This is a genomic window from Noviherbaspirillum sp. ST9 (genome assembly GCF_048799745.1).
In the GTDB taxonomy this organism is placed as follows: Bacteria; Pseudomonadota; Gammaproteobacteria; order Burkholderiales; family Burkholderiaceae_D; genus Noviherbaspirillum.
This window is the reverse complement of record NZ_JBLWFR010000002.1, coordinates 36,133-57,525: the sequence shown is the minus strand read 5'-3', so window position 1 is coordinate 57,525 and position 21,393 is coordinate 36,133. Positions and strand designations below refer to the sequence as shown.

Here is a 21,393-nt window from a genome sequence, read left to right as displayed (position 1 = left end):
GTCACCGACCGAGAGTGGCCGGGACCTTATGCGCAATTGCCAGTCGATTCGCCCCAAGCCGGGATGAACCAGGGAGACCGTAAACGGCAGCTTTTAGGCAGCGCCAATTTCCGCTTCGGGTCGTTCTCTTTGATTCGCGGCACTGTCGTGGACGGCAGGAACTCGGTTTTCAAAACAGCCGGCCAACATGGAGTCCAATTCCTCTAAGATTGGCCGGCCAAGAGCGGTCATTGAAGCAAAAACTCGATACTCGTCATTCACACCTATGACTAGACATCGTTCGAATCCAGTACAGTAGACGAAAACAGGTCCCAGGCAGCAATGAACAGTGCGGCGATCACAGGGCCGATGACAAAGCCGTTGAGGCCGAAAAGTGCCAGCCCTCCGAGCGTCGAGATCAGCACGACGTAGTCGGGCATTTGCGTGTCCTTTCCAACCAATATCGGCCGCAATACATTATCGACGAGACCGATTACAAGGACGCCGAAAACGATCAAGACCAACCCCTGCCAGATTGCTCCCGTGAGAAGAAAATAGATTGCCACCGGCGCCCAGATCAACGCAGCGCCGATTGCGGGAAGCAATGAAAGAAACGCCATCACGACGCCCCAAACCAGCGGACTGTGAATTCCGAGAATCCAGAATATGAGGCCGCCCAAGGCACCTTGCACTGCAGCGACAGCGATATTGCCCTTGACGGTCGCCCGGATGACGGTCGTGAACTTGCCGAACAGGTTGTGCTTGTGCTCGCCGCTAAGCGGTATCGCCCGTTTGATTTTGAGCGTCAAGGCCCGGCCGTCACGGAGAAAAAAGAATAGGAGGTACAGCATGATGCCGAAGCTGATGACGAACTCGAAGGTGTTCTGACCGATGGTGAACGCCCGCGTGGCGATCATTTGGCTGCCTTGGGCAGCCGCGGCGGAGAGCTTTTCCTGTAGCGCCATGAGATTGCCCACGTCAAAACGGTTAAGCAACCTGACGATCCATGGTGGCAGCGCACTGACGATTTGCTGGAAATACGCACCGAAATCCAGCGTCCCCGACCGTATTTCCTGATAGACCGCAGTTCCTTCCTGTACCAGTGCGGCGGCAATCAACGCGAGCGGGAAAATCACGATAACCAGTGACAGCAACAGCGTCGTGAGCGCAGCCAGGTTTGGCCTCCCAGGCATTGCGCGAACTAGTTTACGGTGGAACGGTGCAAACAAGATGGCGAGAACAGTCCCCCAAAACAGCGCGCCGTAGAACGGCCAAAGAATCCATCCGAATGCGAGGGAGACCGCCAGCAAGAGCCATAGAAAGGCCTTTTGATGAAGTTCGGGGTGATCCATCGGTTCCTCCTTTTGGAGGCACCTTGCCCCAAATGCGATGGGGCCAAATTGCGGGCCGTCATCCCGTCACGAAAAAAGAACACCGGTACGAGGCTGATCGTCGTATAGAAAGGCAGCGCACGAGGGCAATGGGCGCAGCATTCCACATGATGCCCCAAGAGCGGCGCATTAAATGAAATCGCATGTCCCTTGGCAAACCTGGACGCCCCGTCGGCCAATGCCCATCGCGGTTTCGAAACTCAGTTTGTTCGGTCACGACCGGCTCTGCGTCCATGCCCGCTTGAAGAAATCGATCGTTATCCGAAGTTGCTCGCGTTTCGGGACCAGAAATGCGGTAACCCCGCAGTTGACCGCGACCGGATCGCTTGCCGGAAAGGTGAAGCCCAACGCTTCGTCCAGGGCGGTGTCGCGGCGTTCCTGTTCGCGCATGTTCTCGCGGTGCTGCAGGACGCTTGCATCCTCGTTGGATACCGCTAAAAAGTATTTGTCCATGATGAAGTTCCTTCATAAAATCATTGAGACGCCGGACCATTCGACAGCTGCAACCGCCATTCGGCACTGCAGAACGGCATAACCATCATTGATTAAAACAGCTGTCTCGTCGGTGTCCTGGCGTACATAGGACTTCTTACCTGCACTCCCCTGTAGCGTTCCGGGAATACGATGTCCGTCTTGCACACTCCACAGCAGAACCATCTTTTGGCGGCATTGCCTCCCGACGAATTCGGGCGCCTGCAGGCGCACCTTGAGCTAGTCTCGATGCCTCTGGGAAAGGTACTGTACGAATCGGGCAGTCAGATGCAGCACGTCTACTTTCCGACAACCAGTATCGTGTCCTTGCTCTATGTTATGGAGGACGGCGCCTCCGCCGAGATCGCCGTGGTTGGGAACGAAGGAATACTGGGGATTGCGCTGTTCATGGGGGGCGGAACGACGCCGAGCCGAGCCATCGTGCAAAGTGCCGGGCACGGCTACCGCTTGCAGGCGGCTTTTCTCCGGGACGAGTTCAATCGCGCCGGTCCGATGCTGCATCTGTTGCTGCGTTATACGCAGGCCCTGATTACTCAAATGGCGCAGACCGCGGTCTGCAACCGTCACCATACCGTCGATCAACAACTCTGCCGCTGGCTGCTGATGAGCCTTGACCGTCTTTCCTCCAATGAGCTGTTCATGACGCAGGAACTGATCGCCAACATGCTCGGAGTCCGCCGCGAAGGCGTGACCGAGGCGGCAGGCAAACTGCAAAGCGCCGGTTTGATTCAGTATCGCCGCGGCCATATTACGGTGGTCGATCGAGCCGGCCTGGAGTCGCGCGCCTGCGAATGCTATCAAGTCGTGAAAAAGGAATTTGACCGGCTCCTGCCTGACCTCATCGCCACCTGACCGCTTTGCATTGTCAGCGCTTTGCACTTAAGGATGACCACGCTGCATAGAGCATGTCCCGATGTTCGGTCCATGAACGCACGGCGTTCGACCAAGTCAGGCGACCGGCGCCAACCGAAAAATCGAGGCCGCCGGGCTTCAGTCCGTCTTGCATGAACCGGAAGCCTGCGGTCTTCGCATTCGCATCTGCCGCAGCAATCGATGACCGGACTTTGACCTGGCTGTTGACGCCATGGACGCTGAGAAGGCCGGCAATCTCGGTTTCTGCAATCCAGCGCTCATAGCCTTCGGCAACGTTTCCCGACAAGGTAACCCAGCCGTGCGACACCAGGACCCCGATTGCGTAATCAGTCTTCGGCGTCAGCCGTCCCAGCACCCGTTCGCAGTCAAGCGCAATATCTTCGTCGGCAGGCGTGATATCCGGGGCGAAGGAGGTTAATTGTCCTGACACGCCTCGTACGCCGGCGATACGCCACGCCGCCGCTTCGATCAGCCACCGCTCGCCATCTCCGTCGACGATACCGGCCAATGTGACCATTCCGTCTTTGACGTGGATGCTGATGGCGTCCGCATGCACCGAGGGCTCGATTTCCAATTCTTCGCGCACGTCCTGCTCAATCTGCATGTCCGTCCTTGCAGTGCCACACGGCTTCGCGGCACGCGCTTCGTCTTCTGATGCAGAAGAACTCTCCGACCGCATGGCAGGACTTCTGAAAGCGGCGAAATATGAGTTGTGTTGGGGCCAATAGGCCGTTTGATAGCGGTGCATACAGTTTTCCATTGGTGGCTTGAGCGAGCCTGATTGCGCATGAAGTCGATAACGTGCCGCATCGTTGCCATGTCGGCGATCCGGGCCATTTGAAACAGGATGCGCCTTCAGCTGGTCGGCGTCTGTGTGACACCGAACATAGAGGCGCGCCAGATGTCCTTTCGCGTGTCAGGCCTTCTCTGCATGTTTGAACCTCCTGACCGTGTTAGCAATCGAACCCGAGCGACACGTTCTTTCTAAAAGAAAGGAGATGACATGAATCGCGATCAGATCATGGGCGGCTTTAAAGACACCGCCGGCAGAATTCAAAGGAAATTGGGTCAACTGGTTGGAAGCCGTCGACAGGAAGCAAAAGGCACGGGAACACAAGCGGAAGGCAAAACGCAAGGCGCTGTAGGCGACGCCAGCGACGCTTTTGAAAAGACGACTGAAACTGTGAAAAACGTCTCGAGACGGTAAGAAACCGACGGAGTTCGGCGTGTTTGTTGAGAGCGGCGGGTTTTTCCGCCGCTTTTCATTTTTCAGCTATGTTCGCTTCCGCACCGACAACGATGCTGCCATGTCCGATTATCGAATTTGGCGCCACTCCCTGTCATGACTTGGCTGGATCCTGGGGCTCGGCTTTCGTCGCAATGAGCCAATCATCCGGCTTACCAACGCAAAGGATTCATCATGTCTATTCCTACACTTGAATACAAAGGGAATGAGTTACGCGCCTACGCCCACCAAACGCTGCCGCCTATTGGCGATCCCTATGCAGCGGGCCCGCATCGATTCGCGGCCGTCGTCCGGATCGACACCATGCCCCCGGGTGACGGGACAGCGCGGCGTTACCAGACCGAGTTCAAAGGCGGCGATCCGGCGACGGCTGTTGACGCGCTTGACCGCGCGATGCAGTACGCAAGGGACATCGTCGACGGCAAGGTGCAAGCACAAATGCTTTAATCCTGCTGGCGAATCTGCCTCCGTGCATGAGGCGATCGCGATTTATCAGCCATCACAGGAGAGCGCGCCATGGCTACCAACGGATCGGAAAATAGCAATGTGAGTCCGGGCATTCAGTTAGAAAAAGAAAGTGAGCGCCACGCCCTGCTTGCTGCTGAGAGAGAGGTTGCGGCGCCAATGGGTATCGGATTTGACGGCCGGTTTTATCGGTACAGAACGTATCGCTATGAACGATTCGCCGATGCAATCAATTACGCCAGGCTGGATCGCGGCAATCCCGCATATCGAGCAAAGGTGATTGATGCTGCCCCGTGGGAAGAACCGGTTGAGCCGACGAATCAGGAGCGGCGCGTCATGGCGGCGTTGGGCATCACCTTTGACGGACGAGACTTTCGCTATGACGGTTTTCGGTACGAACAATGCTCTGACGCAGCGAACTATGCGCAATTGCGGATTCGCACACTTCGGCATTGACTGTTCAATTCGATTCGCAGGTGGTCTTGAGGGGGCGCATTTTTTCGGAAATCGCACAGCGTGAATCGACAAGTCCCTCGCCTGCTTTCACACAAACCATGAAGCAGATATACAGCCGTCTCCGCGCATTCGCTCACGCAGCCAGTCGGATGCCGAGGAAACCGCAAACAGCGCCAGTCATGGAATCGGGTTTGTTGCGGTAATTGCCGGTACGCCGTTTTTGATCATGCACGCGTTCAGGTACAGCGATGCAGTCGTGGTCGTCGCAACGGCGCTGTTTGCGGCGAGCATGATCACGCTTTACCTTGCCTCTACGCTCTATCATGCGTTTCCGCCCAGAGGAGTAAAGCGGGCGTTCCGGGCGATCGAGCATTCTGCAAAATTTCTCCTGATTGCCGGAACGTACACGCCTTTTACACTCGCGATTCTCCGGGGGTGGCTCAGTGTAGACGGTTGCAATCGTCGGGATTGTGCTCAAAAGATTTGGAAAACTGCCCATTCGGTGTTATCGACCGTCCTTTATATGGTGGTGGGATGGCTTATCGCCGTCGGCTTGTCCTATTCGGTCGGCGTAGCGTTCTTTGCGCTCGATGCGCGAATTGAAATACGGTCACTTCATCTGGCATCTCTTCGTTCCTTGCGGGAGCGCATGCCATTATTTTGCCGTGCTCTGGTATGCCGCTTGGTGAATCGATCGCACGTGTGGTCGGAGATAGCAGTGACGATCAGGCCGGGAAGTGAAGACCCAAGCGTTGCACCATGGGATTTCTGCCGTGTTTGAAAAGGCCTACGCAACTCGAACGCTGGGCGACGATCAAAAGAGGCCCCTTTACACGTGTTTGCTGCATGGAGGTTCATATGGGTCTATCCCGCATCCGGCAGTTTGGCATGATCGTATGCGCTGCAGCCGCTGCAAGCCTGTCGGCGCACGCCGGCAGCCGCACAACGGCAAGCAGCAGTTCAACAGGCGCATCTGGATCCAGCAGCGAGATTGCTTTCACAGCCAACGAGGGAAGGCACACGGTGAACAGCGACGTGCTGGAAGTCAAGGGGAACGAACTTTTTCTGAATGGTATTTCATACGGAAAAGTAAACCGCTCATCGAATGTCAAATATCGCGTTCACGGAAACGAGAAAGCCGTGTACGTGGACGGGAAGAGCCGTCAACCGGTCAAGTGAGCTTGCGCCGAAATGAAACCGGGAGACGCGTCGGCGCGTTTGTTACTATTCCCATGACCCGGGCGCAAGGGAAATAACTGAAGAAAAATAAACCATTAGCGACTTGGATCCCTATCCCGACAAACCCGGCAGGCCACACAAACTTCCGTTGCGGCGAGTCAACGACCGGCTCGCTGTCGAAAGACGCATTCTTGCCTATAGCTAAAGGGCTCCCTGCACCGTCTGCTTTGGGTCGATAGCGGACGCAAAGAAGTAGCCTTTCGACATAAGCCTGGAAAAATAAAGCCGCTGTTTGACCAGCGGCTTTATTTTTTGCAACAGCGCTTACATCGGCGAAGCTATCAACACGTTAACCAACCGACTCGCCGGCAATGTCGGATGGCTTTTTCGCTAGCGGGCAAGCTTCACCGGTTCAAGCCGCAACTCCCCGCGCAGCATCGGCCTGACCAGGATCTTGTAGGTATCGACATCGAAAGTCCGGCGCGCGGGCTGCTTCACCGGCTTCGCGCCTTTCACGTGGTCGATCGATCCGATGTAGAACCAGCGGTCGATCACGTGCACCTGCTTCCACCCGTCGCACTCTTCCACGATGCCCATCGGCCCCGGATACGGCCAGACAATGATGCGCATCTCTTCCAATGCGGCGCGCAGCCGGAGGTAATGGTCCTCGACGGGCTCCTCGCCGACACAGGCGCCGAGACAGCGCGCGATCTGCCGTGCGAAGCAGGCGCGTCCGCGCACGGCGGTTTCCAGCCCCGACATTGCAGGACACAGGCGCTCCATCTCGACAATCATCCGCAGCCGCTCCAGCGCCGCCTTGCGCGTGGCAAATAGGCCGTAGAGGTCGGCCGTGACCGCGAAGTCATGGTCGCGCGCATAGACGATCTCGGGCACGGCATTCACTTCCGGCCCGAGGCGCAGCGTGCACATCTCGCGCGTGCGGCGCAGTTTCTTGTTGTGCAAGGGCTGCATCTCCTTGATCAGGCGCGACTCCAGCAGCAAGGCGCCGATCTCGCCGGCAGTGCGCCGGAATTCCACATGGCGGCTGGCCTGCAGCATGCGCGCCTCTTCCGGTGTGCGCAGGTGCGACAGCACGCGGCTGCGGATGTTGACGCTCTTGCCGATGTACAGCGGCCGCTCCTGCTCGTCGCGGAAGATGTAGATGCCGGGCTTGGATGGCAAGGCATCGAGGCTGCCGCGGTCGATGTGATCAGGATAAGTGAAGCGGTCAGCGGGGTCGGGCTTGATCAGGAGTCCGACGGAGGTGATGCGGGATTGCATGAAAGACAAAAAAGGTTGTGAAGCAATATAAAGACAGATCAATCACATAACCAATTTGACTAATCGTCGTTCGGATTCTACTGTATATTCATACAGCATATTGAGGAGCAATTTCTTGCTCAAAAGAAGAATTAAGAGGTCCGCATGTCCGCATTAGTTTCCTCCATCGCGTCGCCGAATGCGACGCTTTCCTCGCTGCCGCATTCCGTCTGGCGCGCCGACCAGATGGGCTCGTACCAGGCAGCCGTCACGCAGACCGGCCACCCCGAGCTCGACCGCGAATTGCCCAACGGCGGATGGCCCAGCGCCGCATTGATCGAATTGCTGCTCCAGCAAGCCGGCATCGGCGAAATGCGCCTGCTGCGTCCCGCGCTCGACGTCATCTCGCGCAAGCGCCGCATTGCCCTGCTCCAGCCGCCCCATCTCCCGCAGATTGCCGCCTGGACTGCATGGGGTCTGCCAGCCGATCGTCTTCTGTGGATCAAGACCGCCCGCAGCGCCGATGCGTTGTGGAGCGCGGAACAGGTCCTGCGCAACGGCAGCTGCGGCGCGCTGGTGTTCTGGCAACAGCAGGTGCGGCCCGAATCGCTGCGCCGCCTGCACCTCGCCGCACAAGGCACCGACATCCTGTTCTGGATGATGCGCCCGCTTGCCTGCGCACAGGATGCCTCCCCCTCGCCCCTGCGCCTGGCCCTGCGTCCCGCCATGGGCGGCATCGATATCGGCATCGTCAAGCGGCGCGGCCCGCACCGTGACGAATCCCTTTTCCTGCGGCTCGACGGCATGCCTGCCGGGCCGGAATTTTCCAACTCCACCGTTTCTCCCGCTCATGCGCACATGGATCAGCGTGCACCTGCCGCACCTGCCGCTCGAAACCTTCCGGCCGCGCTGGTCTGAACCGGGACTGCATGTCGTCGTCGACCGCGAGCGCGTGCTGTCCATGAGTGCGGAGGCCGCCGCTGCCGGCGTGCGCAAGGACATGCGGCGCGGCGGCGTGCAGACCCTCTGCCCCGACGCGATCCTGCACGAGCACGACGCACTGCGCGAGCAGGAAGCGCTCGAAGGCATCGCACTCGCCCTGCTGCAGTACACGCCGGAAGTCGCGCTGGCCGAGGAAGCTAGCCTGCTGCTCGACGTCACCGCCAGCCTGCGTTTTTTCGGCGGACGGCCGACGCTCTGCCGGCTGGTGCGCAACAGCATCCACGCGCTCGGCTTCACACCGCAGCTGGGCATGGCGCCGACTGCGCAAGGTGCCTGGCTGCTCGCGCGCTACCGTACCGAGCGCAGGAATGCGCAGCGCCGCAGCGTGCGCATGGAGACCATGATGCGGCGCATTGATGCCCTGCGCTGCACGCTGCTGCCCGCGCTGCGCCCCTTCCAGGAATGGCTGGAAGGCATCGGCTGCATCACCTTCGCCGACCTGCGCCGATTGCCGCGCGCCGGCCTGCAGCGCCGCTGCGGCAAGGAGGTGCTGGAAGGCCTCGACCGCGCCTACGGACAGGCACCGGAACTCTTCGAATGGGTACAGGCGCCAAAGACCTTCGCCGCGCAGCTCGAACTGCCCGACCGCATCGAGCATGCGGAAGCCGTCCTGTTCGCCGCGCGCCGGCTGCTGCTGCAGATGACCGGCTGGCTGGTCGCGCAGCAGCTCGCCGTCTCGCGCTTCGTCCTGCTGCTGCAGCACGAACGCGGGCGCACCGCCATCCCGCCCACGCCGGTCGAGATCGCGCTGGCCGATCCCGTGTGGCATGAGGAACACCTCACCCGCCTGCTGAAGGAAAGGCTGGGCCGCATCGAACTCGCCGCCCCCGTCATCGGCCTGCGCCTCGAAGCCGGACAGGTCAGCCCCATGCTGCCGCCCACCGAATCGCTGTTCCCCGATCCCGGCAGCTCCCCCGCCGACTACCACCGCCTGCTGGAACTGCTGACCGCGCGCTTGGGCGACCGCAGCGTGCTCGCCCCCTCTCCACGCGCCGACCACCGGCCGGAAGTGTGCAACGCATGGATGCCCGCCGCCACCGTCAAGCGCCCCTCGCCCTTGCCGCTGCAGAACGAGCGGCCATTCTGGATACTGGAGACGCCGCTCGCCTTGATGGTGCGGGAGCACCGGCCGTTTTACGGTTCTCCGCTGCGACTGATCAAAGGGCCGGAGCGCATCGAATGCGGCTGGTGGGATGGTGGGCTGGTGGTGCGGGATTACTTCATTGCGCAGGGAACGACGTCGACTTGCTATTGGGTATACCGGGAGAGGATGGGGGAAGAAGTTTGCTGGTATTTGCAGGGGTTGTTTGGGTAGGAGTGGATGTCCGGAGGGGGGGGGGCAAAGCAGACAGCGACTTTTCGATGCGCTGGCGTTTGATCAAGGCTCGTTTTTCTCGAATGCTCCCACATGGCGAACGTATTTCCGACAGCCGCATGCGCAAAGGGGAACGCGGCATTTGGCAGCGACGATATTGGGAGCATGTGATCCGGGACGAGCGCGACTTGCATCGCCATCTCGATTACCTCCACTACAACCCGGTCAAGCATGGGCATGTGGAACGGGTGATCGATTGGCCGTATTCTTCATTTCATCGTTATGTGGCGCGCGGCGTTTATCCGAATAATTGGGCCGCGTCGCCGGATGTGCTGAATCTTGAGATGGGTGAATGAGGTGATTTGCTGGGATTGCATCCCAGCCTACGACATCCCTCATACATGCAGCAATCAACTTACCTTGAAACAATCATTATCCCCGCGCCTTGACAGCCCCTTCCCCTTGGCAAGATGCGTTTCTTCATCGTTCTCAAGAAATCCCTCTCTCATACCCAATATCCCTGCATCTTTTCTGATCGAACGCGTCGAAGCAATAGGCCGCCAATCAATGGCGAACGGCAACACTTCTATTTGTTGCGTCGGACCATGCGATCCAACGCAAGGCAATTTGGCGGGAAACCATTCATCATGCATCGGTGGAATCACTCCGCCCTTTCGCATAAGGGCAAGGGCAAGCATATGGGGGCAAAAAAGACAGGAGGAGAAAACCGCGTCCAGGTTCTTCTTGTCGCATTCCTCACCCTCATCTTCATCGCCATCATTGCCAATCTCGTCTTTACCCTGTCCCAGGCGCGCCAGCGCGTGCTGGAGGGCCAGTATGTAACGCTCGAGAAGCTGGTCCAGGTCCTCGAACAACAAACGGTTGACAGCTTCAATGCGGTGGAAATCGCACTGCAGGCGTCATCACGCGCCATCCAGCTTCTTCCGCCGCAAGCGCCCGGCCGTGACGAAGCGGTGCAGGACATCCTTGTCAGCAGCATCCACAACCTGCCCTTTGTCAGGGCCATCTGGGTCCTTGATCCAGCAGGGAACATGATTCACGACAGTGAACGCCTCCCGGGAAAATACAACCTCGCCGATCGCGAATACTTCAAGGTTCATCGCGACAAAACCGTACAGGGGCTTTACATCGACCGCCCGATGCTGAGCAAGCACGGCGTCTGGTTCATCGGCGTCAGCCTGCGCATGACCAATCCTGACGGTTCCTTTGCCGGCGTGATCGCAGCGGCATTCGAGCCCAAACATTTCCGGCGCTTCTACGAATCGATCAAGCTAGGCAACGAAGGCATCGTGTCACTCGTGGGAGCCGACGGAACGCTGATGCTGCGGGTACCGGAAGTCGCCGGGGCAGAAGGAAAGCGCCTCCATCCGCTTCCGGGATTCATCAAGATGCTGTCGCAGTCCAATACGGGCAAATATCGTGCAGCAAGCAGCGTGGACAAGACCGAACGCATCTACTTTTACCGCAGTATCGGCAAGCGTCCGCTGGTTGTCGTCGTCGGCGTAGGTGAGCGCGAAGTCCTCGAACCGTGGCGAAATACGGCAAAGGCATACACCGCCGTGTCGATCGCCTTCCTGGCACTTGTGGCCTGGCTGGGGCATTTGGGGATCACTGAATTACGGCGCAGGACTGCGCTTCACCAAGCGTTGACGGAGAGCGAGTCGGCCCTGACGTCGGCCCAGCGAATCGCGCGGCTCGGGAGCTGGGAACTGGATTTTTCGAGCAAGCAAGGGAGATGGTCGGATGAAATGTTCGCCCTCCTGAGAATGGAAAAAACATCGCAAGCGCCGCCGCTTTCCGACTTTCTGGCCACCCTGCATCCGGAAGACCGGCTTGCAATTGAAGAGGCTGTCCGCAGCAGGGCGGCGTGGTCCGGCACCCTGCGCACCAACCCTGATCTCGGCCCCGTGCGTTACCTGTATGCGAGCGGCGTGGAGCATTTGAACGATCAGGGCGACGTGGTTGCGATGACGGGAACCCTGCAGGATGTCACGGAGCGCCACCATGCGGACGAAAAACTGCGCGTCGCAGCCCGGGTATTCGATCACATGCAGGACGCCATTGTCGTTACCAATACCGACGGCATGATCGCGGCGGTCAACGATGCCTTCGAGCGAATCACCGGCTATCGCGAAGAAGAAGTGTTCGGTCAACATCCGCGTCTGCTTCGGTCTGAGCGGCACGACGAAGCGTTCTACAACGCAATCTGGCATGCCCTTGAGACGACGGGAGAGTGGCGCGGCGAAATCTGGGGAAAAAGAAAAAGCGGCGTCACCTATCCACAATGGATGACCATCAGTGCCATGCATGATGCGCAGGCACGTTGCACGGGTTACCTCGCGGTGATTACCGACACGAGCGAAATCAAGGAGGCAACCTCCCAACTTGCATTCCTTTCCAACCATGATCCGCTCACACGCCTCCCCAACCGCCGCCTGCTCAGCGACCGCCTGCAGCAAGCCATCGACACCAGCCATCCGGAGCAGCCGTCCGTCGCGGTGTTGATTCTGAATATCGATCGCCTGCAGCGCATTAACGACAGCATGGGCCACGGCGCAGGCGATGATGTCATTTGCAAAACGGGCGCGCGCCTGATGGCGCGCGTGCCGCACGGCGACACCCTTGCCCGCCCGGGAAGCGATGAATTCGTCGTGGTGCTGACGCAGTTTGACGACATCCACGGCGTTATCACGTTTTCACACCAACTGCTCGATACCGTGGCAGAGCCGCTACAACTCCATGAACAGACGCTATCAGTGACCGCGAGCGTCGGCATTGCCCTGTATCCGCAGGACGGCGCAACGGCCAGCGAACTGCTGAAGAATGCGGACGCGGCACTTTCTCATGCCAAGCAGAGCGGTCCGGGAATCATGCGTTTCTTCAAGGCCGAAATGAATGCGCAGGCACTGCACTAGATCTCCCTTGAAAACGCTCTGCGCAGCGCCCTTCAAAACGACGAGTTCATCCTTTATTACCAACCCCAGGCAAGCATGGCTGACGGAAGTCTGTGCGGAGTGGAAACACTGCTGCGCTGGCAGCATCCTGAACTGGGGATGGTCATGCCGGCCGACTTTATTTCGATAGCGGAGGACATCGGTCTAATCGTACCGATTGGAGACTGGGTCATTCACCAGGCATGCAGGCAAGCAAGAGCGTGGTTGGATATGGGCCTGCCTCCGCTCTCGGTGGCAGTGAATGTATCAAGCCACCAGTTTTCCACCGGCGGCCTCGTGCAGACGATAGAGAGCGCCCTCGCGCAAGCACGCCTGCCTGCCGCCCACCTTGAAATCGAACTCACCGAGAGCGTCCTCATGCGCGATGCTGAAACCGCGATGAGGCAGATCGATGCCCTCAGAAGAATCGGTGTGCGCGTCTCACTGGATGATTTCGGCACCGGCTATTCGTCGCTCGGCTACCTGAGCCGGTTCACCCTGGACAAGCTGAAGATCGACCAGTGCTTCGTGCGTAACATCACGACCGACGCACGCAGCGCCGCCATCGCCCGCGCCACAACTGCACTCGCCCATGGCTTGGGCATGACTGTTGTTGCGGAGGGTGTCGAAACGGATGAACAGCTCGATTACCTGCAAAGTGCAGGGTGCGACGAGATCCAGGGTTTCCTCATCGGACGCCCCCTTCCTCCGGACCAGCTCATCGACCTGCAAATGAATCAGCAGACCTTGACCCGGTTGCTGTCCCGATTTACCTCGAAGAATCCCGGCTCTTCCTGAGGGCGACAGCCTACACACTGGCAACTTTTCAATGCTGACCTACACTGAGTACGCGCATACCGCGCGTCCCTCGGTCCGATCATGCTGTATTGAAACAGGAATACCATCATGAACAACAATAACGCCAGAGCGAAGATCGAAACCGTCGAAGCCATTCCCCTGCGCATTCCCTTCACCGCGGGAGGCCGATCGGACGCCGGCGCCTGGGGCGGCAAGGACCTGAAAAGCGTCGATTCCCTGATTGTGAAAGTCACGACGGATCAAGGCGTTGTCGGCTGGGGCGAAAGCTTCGGGTTCACCTCGGTGCCTGCCGTGAAAGTGGCCATTGACGAGATCATTGCGCCGCTTTGTACCGGCCGCGATCCCGCGCTGATCGGCAAGCTCATGCACGAGCTTCAAGTGAAACTCCACATCTTTGGACGCAGCGGGGCCATCATGTTCGGCCTGTCGGCGCTTGATATCGCGTTGTGGGACATCGCCGGCAAGATGGCCGGCCAACCGGTTCATCAGTTGCTGGGCGGTAGCGACGCCGAAAGCCTGCCCTGCTATGCGAGCCTGATTCGCTACACCGATCCCGAGCTGGTTGCGGAAAATACCCGGCGTGCGCTGCGCGACGGTTACCGGTATATCAAACTGCATGAAGTGGACATCCGCGGTGTGCAAGCGGCGCGCGAGGCTGCAGGGAGCGACGTGGAAATCACGCTCGACGTCAACTGTCCGTGGTCGGTGCGCGAAGCGCTGGACATGGCCAACAAGCTGCGCCCCTACCAGTTGCGCTGGCTGGAAGAGCCGGTGTGGCCGCCGGAAAATTACGATGGCCTTGCACGCGTGCGCCGGGAGGGAGGCATCCCTGTTGCAGCAGGTGAAAATGCCTCGACCTTGATGGATTTCCAGCACCTCCTGCAAGCGCAGGCCGTCGACTTCGTGCAACCCAGCCCGTCGAAGATGGGCGGCATCACCGAACTGCGAAAGGTATTCGCTCTGGCCAATGCGCATAACACGACCGTCATGGTGCACACTTTTTACGACGGCCCGGGATTGCTCGCCAGCGTGAACGCGAGTGCCGCATTGGGCGGCCCCAAAGCGCTGGTCGAGTGGCGCTACTTCGACCTGGAAGCGCAGTTGTACGGCGACGCGATCATCCCGAGGAACGGTGCGATCGCCGTGCCCCAAGGCCCCGGGCTTGGCATTGAACCGAATCCGGATGTCATTCGCGACTATCGGGTGACGTGACGGCGCCGTCGCTCCCGTCAGGCGATTGGCATGCATGAAACGCATGCCAAGCATGCATAAATGCCGGTTGAGTTGAATTCCCCGAATCTGTTTAATGCCGGACAGGCGTGAAGGATTCCGCCGCGATCAACTCAACAGGAGATGCAGATGATTATCGCCGTCACGACGTTTACTTTGCCGAAGCCGATCACGCTCGACGAAGCCCGCACCATCTTCCTGAGCACCGCGCCAAAATATCGCGGTGTGCAAGGTCTGCTTCGGAAGCACTACGTGCTCTCGGAAGACGGCAGCACGGCAGGCGGTGTTTACCTCTGGAATTCGAGGGCAGAGGCGGAAGCCATGTACACGGAATCATGGCGTGCGTTCGTCCGCGAAAAATACGGCACCGATCCGGTCGTCACCTACTTTGAAAGTCCCGTCGTGGTCGACAACGTGGCGCAGGAAGTCCTCGCCGGCGAGTAGGAAAGCAGCGCCTCCTCCTACCGCGCCATCCTCTCGTCAAACGCCTCAGCGAAGGCAATGTGATTTCCATCGGGGTCACGAATCATCAGCGTCGCCACTTTCTCGCTCGAAGTCTTGGTGCTTGTATCGATCCCGAACTTGCTTACGTGCGCCACGACTTCGTCCAGTCCCGTCACCGCAAGGGTGACGGAGCCTTGGCCGGCTCGCTCAGGGGCCTGATAGACCTGCAACCAACCGCCGCGCTCGAACTTCCACTCTGCAACTTCTGGCATCGGCCTTGAATCCGCCGGCCTGTCGAAGAGTCGCGCATACCATGCTTCTGCTTCCTCCAGGTTCTTCACTGCCACGCTGGCTATTGCGTTATCGATGGACATCCCGTTACCTCTTTTTTGACATTGGGAAAAACGGTTGTGGCGCTGTTCCATGCTCAATCCCGTTATCCAGAATTGACCTTCCTGCAATTGAAACGTTGCATCGAGACAGGGCCTGCATCCACGATGCCGTTACAGCTTGTTGCAATATCAGCACCGAACCCCCTTCGCTTTTTTCTGCCTAAGGAAAAGGCACATGACGAAGGAGAAAAGCCATGAAATCCGGACTCAAACAAAAACTCACCTGTGTTGCATTGGCCTCGGCCTTTGGACTGGCAGCGTCGATGCCATCCTTTGCTGCCTCCGATGCGAAAGAACATCCAACGGCAAGCAAAGCCTCTGCTGACGCGAAGCAGACTGGCCGCGATGTTCGCGCAAGCAAAATCATCGGCAAGAACGTCGAAAACGCTCAGGGCGAAAACCTGGGTGAAATCAAAGACCTGATCGTCGACGTCGGCAGCCAGCGCGTCCACTATGCCGTCCTCGAGGGCGGCGGAACGCTGGGGATGGGCGACAAGCTGTTCGCATATCCGATCAGCGCATTCAAGTCGCAATCGGACAGCGACAAGCTCGTCCTGAACGTCGACAAGGACCGGCTCAAGAAGGCACCAGGATTCGACAAGGACAAATGGCCGGACTGGAATGACAATCGCTACCGCGGCGAAGTCGACCGCTACTTCAAGTCCGACACGGCAAAAGCCGTCCCGCGCAGCGCGAGGATGGTGCGTGCTTCCGAGCTGGTCGGCAAGAATGTCAATGACCGTGCCGGCAAGGACGCCGGCGAGATCGAGGACGTCGTCGTGAACATGAGTAGCGGCCGCGTGTCGTACGCTGTCCTGGACTTCGACAAGGCCTGGAGCCCGGACGACAAGCTCCTGCCGATGCCGCTCACGGCCTTCACCTTCCCGACCGACAAGAAGAAGGACATCGTGCTCAACCTCGCACGCAACCAGATCGACATGAAAACGGGATTCGATGAGAAGGATTGGCCCGACCTCAATGCGGCCGAGTTCCGCCGCGATGTGAGGGCGCATCTTGCCAGTATCGAGAGAGGTGCCCATCGCACCGCCCGTGCTGCGCACGATGGAATGACTTCGTCCGGCCGGTAAGAACGGTCTTCAGGACGAACGCCGGACGGCCGGGAAACCGGCCGGGCGGCTTTTGCGTGTCACGCAAGGACTTGACCCTGCGAGCCACGCAGTCGAGGGTTTAATCTAACGCAAACAAACAGCCCTCTCCCCCCGTAGAGTAAGATCGCCGTATTCCGGTACAAGACAACAAGACTCACTGGGGACAATCCATGCGTTTTTCCGAGGACAGGCTGGCCACGCTCACCTGCAGCGACAAGGTCGGCCGCGCCATCCATATCTGGGAGCCGCCGCAGCCGCGCGCCGTCATCCTCGCCATTCATGGCGGCCTCGCGCACGCCGGCGATTATGTGACGCCGGGGCGCTGGTTCCGTGACAAGGGTTTCGCTACCATCAGCTATGACATGGTCGGGCACGACGGCAAGAAGCGCGTGGATATTCCCGGCTTCCGCAGCTTCCTCGATGACGGCGAACTGTTCCTGCAGTGGGTGAAGCGCCATTACCCGGGACTGCCTGTCTTCGTGATGGGGCACTCCATGGGCGCGCTCATCGCGACCCATCTCGGCCTGGAATGCTTCCCGCGCGATCCGGCCATCAAGGGTTTCATCCTGTCGTCTCCGTACTACGTGAATGCGATCAAGGTGCCTGCCGTCCTGCTCAAGCTGTCGAAGGTGCTGGCCGCACTGTTCCCGACCGGGAAGGTGCCGCTGGAGTCGATGACCCACGTGCTCACGCACGATACAGCGATCACGAAACGGCACTACGAGGACGAGCGCGACAACATCCGCGCCACGGAGGCGAGTTTCCGGTTCGCGAAGGCGCTGCAGACGGCGCAGGAAGGACTGGCGCAGAAGATGCCGGCCTGGCGTTATCCCACCTTTGCGGTCGTCGCGGGGGATGACAAGCTGGCCGATGCGCGCGCGTCGGAATCGATGCTGAAGAGCGTCAACCCCGCGCTGATGGAATACCACTTCTGTCCCGAGAATTACCACGAGAACTTCAACGAACTGAACCGCGAGACAATCTTTGCCGACATCCTGCAGTGGATGGAAGCACGGTTGGCCGGACAGGATGCCGGCCGCGCGCTCAGGGCTTGAAAGCGCTGTCGGGAAGGTCGCGGGGATAGGACACCTTTTCGATCACGGAATAACCGGTGTGCTGTCCCATCGCGTAGTGCTCCTCGCGCGCCGCATGCAATCGTCCGTTGACAGTGCGGAAATCCGAGTAGGCGGTAGCGAATTCCATCGTCCCCTCCCCCATGCGGTAAATGCCGCGCGAGCGCAGGATGCGGCCGCTGGCAGGATCGACCTCGACCACCAGCTTGAGCTGTTCTTCCAGCGGGAATTCGATGGCGTGTCCTCCCGCAGGAACCGGGCCGAGATCGACGAGTGAGGAACGCTTCGCGAGCATGTTCCATGGCAAGGCAATGCGGGCGACCTGAAGGGCGATGGCGCCGCGCAGCATGGGATTGGCCGGCGCGCCCTGCTGCCATGCCTTCTCGCCCACCATTACCCTGGCCTCGCTGCCGGTGCTGTAATCGATGCGGATGCTGAAGCGGTCCGGCGACTGGTATTGCCGCAGCAGCTTGCCGTCGCCGCGCCGGAAGGAGGTGGTTGTGCCCTCTTCCACGATGGCCGTCGGCGCGGTCGTGCCGTAAGCCGCGGCAATCCTGGCGAGGAGGTCCTTGGACGGTTCGGCTGCCATCGCTGTGCCGCATAACAAGACAAGCATTATTCCAAGGCTGCGTACTGGCAAGTTCAAGATTTTTCCTTCGCGTCATTTGCTGAAGCTCCTGACAATAGCGACGCTTCCCGGCAGCGTCAATCCGGCTTGCCGGACACAAAGAAAACCATCACAGGCTTTCGCGGTCACACGGCATATCTTCCACAGCCGAAAACACAACATGCCCTGCCCCGATTGCCTTGCCCTTGAAGGAGCGAACGTCTCCGTTTCCCCGCACGCCAACCTGCTGCTGCATTCCGACGCCGGTATCAATTTCGGCGCGACGGCAAGCGGGCACGTGGAGTATTACGTGTGCAATGCCTGCAAGACAAAGTGGGAACGGATACGGGCGAGGAGCGAACCGGAGGCGGAGTGGCGGCATACGGAGAAGGAGCTGGAGTAGGCGGAGGACCGTTGCCCGGAGGCGTACGTTCGAAGGTGGGCTTCGACAGTTGTCCCGATCACCGCACCCCACCCCGTCATCCCCGCGAAGGCGGGGATCCATAAGCCCGGTACTCGAACTGACTCACCATGGGTCCCCGCCTTCGCGGGGACGACGGGGAGAGGATATTGCCGAAGGAACTGGCAGTGCCCGCATACAAGCTCACCGACGCACGCAAAGTTCGGCAAACCGCAAACGCTTCACTGATAACTCAACTCCCGCGCCTTCCCCCAGAACACCCGATACGAAAACACCGTGTACCCAATGATCGTCGGCAGCACCACAGCTACGCCGTACAGGATGATCTTCAGCGACTCTGGCGCACTGGCCGCCTGCCAGATGGTCAGCTTGTCCACCACGAGATACGGGAACACGCTGTACGCCAGCCCATTGAACGCCAGCAGGAAAATCCCCACCGTCGCCGCAAACGGCAGCCAGCACAATGCCTGGTTATCGGTCGATGCCTGCAAGCGACGCAGCACATACTCCGCAAGGAAGAACAGCGCCGCCGTCATCAGCGGAATCGGCGCCAGCAACAGCAGGTTCGGGAAGGAGAACCACTTGTCGAAGATCTGCTGGCTCACCATCGGCGTCACAATGGACACGGCCGCCACGCCGAGTGCACACAGCAGCAGGCTGCCGCGCGCCCACGCAATCGCCTTGCGCTGCAGGCGTCCTTCCGTCTTCATGATCAGCCAGGTGGCGCCGAGCAGCGCATAGCCGGCCAGCAGTGACAGTCCGGTGAACAGCGCGAACAGGATCTGCGGCGTGCCGTGGCTGAAGCCGACGATGTACAACCCGATCATCATCCCCTGAGCGCCGGTGGCAAGAATGGAACCGGCATAGAACGCCATGTTCCATGCCTGCTTGTGCGACGCCCTCGCCTTCACGCGGAAATCGAAGGCGACGCCGCGCAGGATCAGTCCGGCCAGCATCAGCGCGACCGGAAAGTACAGCTCGCCGAGGATAACGCCATGCGCCATCGGAAAGGCGACGAGCAGGATGCCCACGCCAAGGACCAGCCAGGTTTCATTGGCATCCCAGAAGGGGCCGATGGAGGCGATCATCATGTCCTTTTCGTGGTCATCCGCGCGGCGCAGCAGGATGCCGACGCCAAGGTCGAAACCGTCGAGGATCACGTAGGCCATCATGGCAATGCCCATCAGGCCGAGGAAAACGAGCGGCAGCCAGCCGCCAGGTTGGGTCAGTTCAGTCATGGCGGTTCTCCTCAGGCGTTGGCGAGTTGCGTGTGCATCGAAGGCGCAAGGGCTTCATGCTTGCCGTATCCCGCCTTGCGCGCGAGGAAGAACAGCACGGTGACGTAGGCCAGCGTCAGCACCGCATACAGGGACAGGTACATCGCCAGCGTCGTCGCAATCATCGGCGCGGGGACGGTCGAGGTTGCCTGGGCGGTGGTCAGGACGCCCTGCACAAGGTAAGGCTGCCGCCCGATCTCGGTCACATACCAGCCTGCCACAGTCGCCAGCCAGCCGGAGAAGGTCATCACGACGAGCGCACGCGCGAGCCACGGCGCCGGTTCGCCATTGCGCTTGAGCTGCCATGCGCCCATCCATGAGAAAAGCAGCATCAGCACGCCGGTTCCCACCATCACGCGGAAGCCGAAGAACAGCGGAGTTACCGGCGGATGCTTGTCGCCGAATGCATCGATGCCCTTCAGCTCGCCATCGACGTCGTGCTTGAGGATCAGACTTGCCAAGCGCGGGATACCGATTTCAAGATGATTCGCGCGTTCCTTTGCATCCGGCACGGCAAACAGCAGCAACGGCGCGCCGCGTTCGGTTTCCCAGATGCCTTCCATCGCCGCGATCTTTGCCGGCTGGTGTTCCAGCGTATTGAGGCCGTGCATGTCGCCGACGAAGATCTGCACCGGGATCAGCAAGGCGGCGATGGCGACACCCGTCCTGAGTGCCGCAATGACAGAGGCCGCACGATCACCGCGCAGCCAGCGATAAGCCGAGATGCCCGCAACAAGGAAGGCAACCGTCAAGCCCGACGCGAGCAGCATGTGCGTTAGGCGATACGGCATGGAGGGATTGAAGATGATCGCCAGCCAGTCCACCGCATGCGCCTTGCCGTCGATCATCTCGAAACCGACGGGCGTGTGCATCCAGGAGTTGAGCGCGATGATCCAGAAGGCCGACAAGGTCGTGCCGGCAGCAACGAGGAAAGTCGCCAGCGTATGCACGCGATTCGAAACGCGCTGCGCGCCGAACAGCATGATGCCGAGGAACGTTGCCTCGAGGAAGAAGGCGGTCAGCACTTCGTACGCGAGCAGCGGGCCGGCGATATTGCCGACGGTTTGCATGAAGCCTGGCCAGTTGGTCCCGAACTGGAAACTCATGGTGATGCCGGATACGACGCCCAGCGCGAAGGTCAGCGCAAAGATTTTCACCCAGAACTGGTAGGCCTCCGCCCATTTCGCATCGCCCGTTTTGCCGTGGCGCAGCTTGAAGAACAGCAGCACCCAGCCCAGCGCGATCGAGATCGTCGGGAACAGGATGTGGAAGGTGATATTGCTTGCGAACTGGATGCGCGCAAGCATGAGCGGGTCAGTCATCGATGTGCCTCACGTATGGTGGAAATTCGTCGGCGACGGGCATGGAGCACAGTCGAATGACGCGCAACATCACACTCGTCTCCCTCG

Annotated in this window: 24 protein-coding genes; 16 read left to right on the top strand and 8 right to left on the bottom strand. The window is 59.6% G+C overall.

Annotated elements, in window-relative coordinates:
• Positions 1-269: 269 nt before the first annotated feature.
• Together ACNOHI_RS03710 and ACNOHI_RS03705 are read right to left on the bottom strand one after the other, a co-directional pair.
• Positions 270-1,331 (bottom strand): AI-2E family transporter, encoded by a 1,062-nt coding sequence (locus ACNOHI_RS03710; RefSeq protein ID WP_420473301.1) that lies wholly within the window; start codon positions 1,329-1,331, stop codon positions 270-272.
• A 252-nt stretch (positions 1,332-1,583) separates the two neighbouring features.
• Entirely contained in the window at positions 1,584-1,823 is a 240-nt protein-coding gene (locus tag ACNOHI_RS03705; RefSeq protein ID WP_420473300.1) for a hypothetical protein, read from the bottom strand.
• A 171-nt stretch (positions 1,824-1,994) separates the two neighbouring features.
• Between ACNOHI_RS03705 and ACNOHI_RS03700 the strand changes: the two genes are divergently transcribed.
• The gene (locus ACNOHI_RS03700; protein ID WP_420473299.1) at positions 1,995-2,714 is read left to right on the top strand and encodes a Crp/Fnr family transcriptional regulator; all 720 of its coding nucleotides are present in this window, start codon (positions 1,995-1,997) and stop codon (positions 2,712-2,714) included.
• Between the two features lie 13 nt (positions 2,715-2,727).
• Here the strand turns inward: ACNOHI_RS03700 and ACNOHI_RS03695 are convergent, their stop codons facing one another.
• Positions 2,728-3,339, bottom strand: coding sequence for a BON domain-containing protein (locus ACNOHI_RS03695; protein WP_420473298.1), 612 nt, complete (start codon positions 3,337-3,339; stop codon positions 2,728-2,730).
• 399 nt (positions 3,340-3,738) lie between these two features.
• Between ACNOHI_RS03695 and ACNOHI_RS03690 the strand changes: the two genes are divergently transcribed.
• The 5 genes from ACNOHI_RS03690 (at position 3,739) to ACNOHI_RS03670 (ending at position 6,081) form a co-directional block, all read left to right on the top strand.
• Entirely contained in the window at positions 3,739-3,942 is a 204-nt protein-coding gene (locus ACNOHI_RS03690; protein WP_420473297.1) for a CsbD family protein, read from the top strand.
• Positions 3,943-4,155: 213 nt separating this feature from the next.
• Positions 4,156-4,428, top strand: a complete 273-nt coding sequence (locus ACNOHI_RS03685) for a hypothetical protein (RefSeq protein ID WP_420473296.1) — start codon at positions 4,156-4,158, stop codon at positions 4,426-4,428.
• Positions 4,429-4,497: 69 nt separating this feature from the next.
• On the top strand, positions 4,498-4,902 hold the full coding sequence (locus ACNOHI_RS03680; RefSeq protein WP_420473295.1) for a hypothetical protein: 405 nt from the start codon (positions 4,498-4,500) through the stop codon (positions 4,900-4,902).
• A gap of 64 nt (positions 4,903-4,966) precedes the next feature.
• Positions 4,967-5,683: a PAQR family membrane homeostasis protein TrhA gene (trhA, locus tag ACNOHI_RS03675; RefSeq protein ID WP_420473810.1), complete on the top strand. Its 717-nt coding sequence runs from the start codon at positions 4,967-4,969 to the stop codon at positions 5,681-5,683.
• 77 nt (positions 5,684-5,760) lie between these two features.
• Positions 5,761-6,081, top strand: a complete 321-nt coding sequence (locus ACNOHI_RS03670; protein WP_420473294.1) for a hypothetical protein — start codon at positions 5,761-5,763, stop codon at positions 6,079-6,081.
• 390 nt (positions 6,082-6,471) lie between these two features.
• Here ACNOHI_RS03670 and ACNOHI_RS03665 read toward each other — a convergent pair whose 3' ends face one another.
• Positions 6,472-7,362, bottom strand: a complete 891-nt coding sequence (locus tag ACNOHI_RS03665) for an endonuclease (protein ID WP_420473293.1) — start codon at positions 7,360-7,362, stop codon at positions 6,472-6,474.
• A gap of 144 nt (positions 7,363-7,506) precedes the next feature.
• Here ACNOHI_RS03665 and imuA point away from each other — a divergent pair, with 144 nt between their 5' ends.
• The 7 genes from imuA to ACNOHI_RS03630 all read left to right on the top strand — a co-directional run bounded on the left by imuA (position 7,507) and on the right by ACNOHI_RS03630 (position 15,105).
• Positions 7,507-8,259 carry a translesion DNA synthesis-associated protein ImuA gene (imuA, locus tag ACNOHI_RS03660; protein ID WP_420473292.1) on the top strand — a complete coding sequence of 251 codons (753 nt, stop codon included), beginning with the start codon at positions 7,507-7,509 and terminating at the stop codon, positions 8,257-8,259.
• Entirely contained in the window at positions 8,192-9,658 is a 1,467-nt protein-coding gene (locus tag ACNOHI_RS03655; RefSeq protein WP_420473291.1) for a Y-family DNA polymerase, read from the top strand. Before imuA ends, ACNOHI_RS03655 begins: the two co-directional genes overlap by 68 nt.
• Positions 9,659-9,660: 2 nt before the next feature.
• Positions 9,661-10,014: an REP-associated tyrosine transposase gene (locus ACNOHI_RS03650; RefSeq protein ID WP_420473809.1), complete on the top strand. Its 354-nt coding sequence runs from the start codon at positions 9,661-9,663 to the stop codon at positions 10,012-10,014.
• Between the two features lie 291 nt (positions 10,015-10,305).
• Positions 10,306-12,594 carry a diguanylate cyclase domain-containing protein gene (locus ACNOHI_RS03645; protein ID WP_420473290.1) on the top strand — a complete coding sequence of 763 codons (2,289 nt, stop codon included), beginning with the start codon at positions 10,306-10,308 and terminating at the stop codon, positions 12,592-12,594.
• Positions 12,595-13,410, top strand: a complete 816-nt coding sequence (locus ACNOHI_RS03640) for a putative bifunctional diguanylate cyclase/phosphodiesterase (RefSeq protein ID WP_420473808.1) — start codon at positions 12,595-12,597, stop codon at positions 13,408-13,410.
• A 108-nt stretch (positions 13,411-13,518) separates the two neighbouring features.
• The gene (locus tag ACNOHI_RS03635) at positions 13,519-14,643 is read left to right on the top strand and encodes a mandelate racemase/muconate lactonizing enzyme family protein (protein WP_420473289.1); all 1,125 of its coding nucleotides are present in this window, start codon (positions 13,519-13,521) and stop codon (positions 14,641-14,643) included.
• A gap of 147 nt (positions 14,644-14,790) precedes the next feature.
• On the top strand, positions 14,791-15,105 hold the full coding sequence (locus tag ACNOHI_RS03630) for a monooxygenase (protein ID WP_420473288.1): 315 nt from the start codon (positions 14,791-14,793) through the stop codon (positions 15,103-15,105).
• A gap of 17 nt (positions 15,106-15,122) precedes the next feature.
• Here ACNOHI_RS03630 and ACNOHI_RS03625 read toward each other — a convergent pair whose 3' ends face one another.
• Complete coding sequence (locus ACNOHI_RS03625) at positions 15,123-15,530, bottom strand: VOC family protein (protein ID WP_420473287.1); 408 nt, start codon at positions 15,528-15,530, stop codon at positions 15,123-15,125.
• A 161-nt stretch (positions 15,531-15,691) separates the two neighbouring features.
• Here ACNOHI_RS03625 and ACNOHI_RS03620 point away from each other — a divergent pair, with 161 nt between their 5' ends.
• Positions 15,692-16,585: a PRC-barrel domain-containing protein gene (locus tag ACNOHI_RS03620; RefSeq protein WP_420473286.1), complete on the top strand. Its 894-nt coding sequence runs from the start codon at positions 15,692-15,694 to the stop codon at positions 16,583-16,585.
• 191 nt (positions 16,586-16,776) lie between these two features.
• On the top strand, positions 16,777-17,661 hold the full coding sequence (locus ACNOHI_RS03615) for an alpha/beta fold hydrolase (protein ID WP_420473285.1): 885 nt from the start codon (positions 16,777-16,779) through the stop codon (positions 17,659-17,661).
• Here ACNOHI_RS03615 and ACNOHI_RS03610 read toward each other — a convergent pair.
• Positions 17,651-18,268 (bottom strand): hypothetical protein, encoded by a 618-nt coding sequence (locus ACNOHI_RS03610; protein ID WP_420473284.1) that lies wholly within the window; start codon positions 18,266-18,268, stop codon positions 17,651-17,653. The genes ACNOHI_RS03615 and ACNOHI_RS03610 overlap by 11 nt on opposite strands.
• 199 nt (positions 18,269-18,467) lie before the next feature.
• On the opposite strand from ACNOHI_RS03610, the gene ACNOHI_RS03605 reads away from it, so the two are divergent.
• Positions 18,468-18,689, top strand: coding sequence for a hypothetical protein (locus ACNOHI_RS03605; protein WP_420473283.1), 222 nt, complete (start codon positions 18,468-18,470; stop codon positions 18,687-18,689).
• Positions 18,690-18,928: 239 nt separating this feature from the next.
• Here the strand turns inward: ACNOHI_RS03605 and ACNOHI_RS03600 are convergent, their stop codons facing one another.
• Positions 18,929-19,945, bottom strand: coding sequence for a cytochrome d ubiquinol oxidase subunit II (locus tag ACNOHI_RS03600; RefSeq protein WP_420473282.1), 1,017 nt, complete (start codon positions 19,943-19,945; stop codon positions 18,929-18,931).
• Positions 19,946-19,956: 11 nt separating this feature from the next.
• The gene (locus ACNOHI_RS03595; protein WP_420473281.1) at positions 19,957-21,306 is read right to left on the bottom strand and encodes a cytochrome ubiquinol oxidase subunit I; all 1,350 of its coding nucleotides are present in this window, start codon (positions 21,304-21,306) and stop codon (positions 19,957-19,959) included.
• Between the last annotated feature and the right edge of the window lie 87 nt (positions 21,307-21,393).

Bases quoted from the DNA above. Each gene is read 5' to 3' on its own strand.
- ACNOHI_RS03710 (WP_420473301.1), bottom strand. From the start codon at position 1,331: ATGGATCACCCCGAACTTCATCAAAAGGCCTTTCTATGGCTCTTGCTG.
- ACNOHI_RS03705 (WP_420473300.1), bottom strand. From the start codon at position 1,823: ATGGACAAATACTTTTTAGCGGTATCCAACGAGGATGCAAGCGTCCTG.
- ACNOHI_RS03700 (WP_420473299.1), top strand. From the start codon at position 1,995: ATGTCCGTCTTGCACACTCCACAGCAGAACCATCTTTTGGCGGCATTG.
- ACNOHI_RS03695 (WP_420473298.1), bottom strand. From the start codon at position 3,339: ATGCAGATTGAGCAGGACGTGCGCGAAGAATTGGAAATCGAGCCCTCG.
- ACNOHI_RS03690 (WP_420473297.1), top strand. From the start codon at position 3,739: ATGAATCGCGATCAGATCATGGGCGGCTTTAAAGACACCGCCGGCAGA.
- ACNOHI_RS03685 (WP_420473296.1), top strand. From the start codon at position 4,156: ATGTCTATTCCTACACTTGAATACAAAGGGAATGAGTTACGCGCCTAC.
- ACNOHI_RS03680 (WP_420473295.1), top strand. From the start codon at position 4,498: ATGGCTACCAACGGATCGGAAAATAGCAATGTGAGTCCGGGCATTCAG.
- ACNOHI_RS03670 (WP_420473294.1), top strand. From the start codon at position 5,761: ATGGGTCTATCCCGCATCCGGCAGTTTGGCATGATCGTATGCGCTGCA.
- ACNOHI_RS03665 (WP_420473293.1), bottom strand. From the start codon at position 7,362: ATGCAATCCCGCATCACCTCCGTCGGACTCCTGATCAAGCCCGACCCC.
- imuA (WP_420473292.1), top strand. From the start codon at position 7,507: ATGTCCGCATTAGTTTCCTCCATCGCGTCGCCGAATGCGACGCTTTCC.
- ACNOHI_RS03655 (WP_420473291.1), top strand. From the start codon at position 8,192: ATGCGCACATGGATCAGCGTGCACCTGCCGCACCTGCCGCTCGAAACC.
- ACNOHI_RS03645 (WP_420473290.1), top strand. From the start codon at position 10,306: ATGCATCGGTGGAATCACTCCGCCCTTTCGCATAAGGGCAAGGGCAAG.
- ACNOHI_RS03635 (WP_420473289.1), top strand. From the start codon at position 13,519: ATGAACAACAATAACGCCAGAGCGAAGATCGAAACCGTCGAAGCCATT.
- ACNOHI_RS03630 (WP_420473288.1), top strand. From the start codon at position 14,791: ATGATTATCGCCGTCACGACGTTTACTTTGCCGAAGCCGATCACGCTC.
- ACNOHI_RS03625 (WP_420473287.1), bottom strand. From the start codon at position 15,530: ATGGAACAGCGCCACAACCGTTTTTCCCAATGTCAAAAAAGAGGTAAC.
- ACNOHI_RS03620 (WP_420473286.1), top strand. From the start codon at position 15,692: ATGAAATCCGGACTCAAACAAAAACTCACCTGTGTTGCATTGGCCTCG.
- ACNOHI_RS03615 (WP_420473285.1), top strand. From the start codon at position 16,777: ATGCGTTTTTCCGAGGACAGGCTGGCCACGCTCACCTGCAGCGACAAG.
- ACNOHI_RS03610 (WP_420473284.1), bottom strand. From the start codon at position 18,268: ATGGCAGCCGAACCGTCCAAGGACCTCCTCGCCAGGATTGCCGCGGCT.
- ACNOHI_RS03605 (WP_420473283.1), top strand. From the start codon at position 18,468: ATGCCCTGCCCCGATTGCCTTGCCCTTGAAGGAGCGAACGTCTCCGTT.
- ACNOHI_RS03600 (WP_420473282.1), bottom strand. From the start codon at position 19,945: ATGACTGAACTGACCCAACCTGGCGGCTGGCTGCCGCTCGTTTTCCTC.
- ACNOHI_RS03595 (WP_420473281.1), bottom strand. From the start codon at position 21,306: ATGACTGACCCGCTCATGCTTGCGCGCATCCAGTTCGCAAGCAATATC.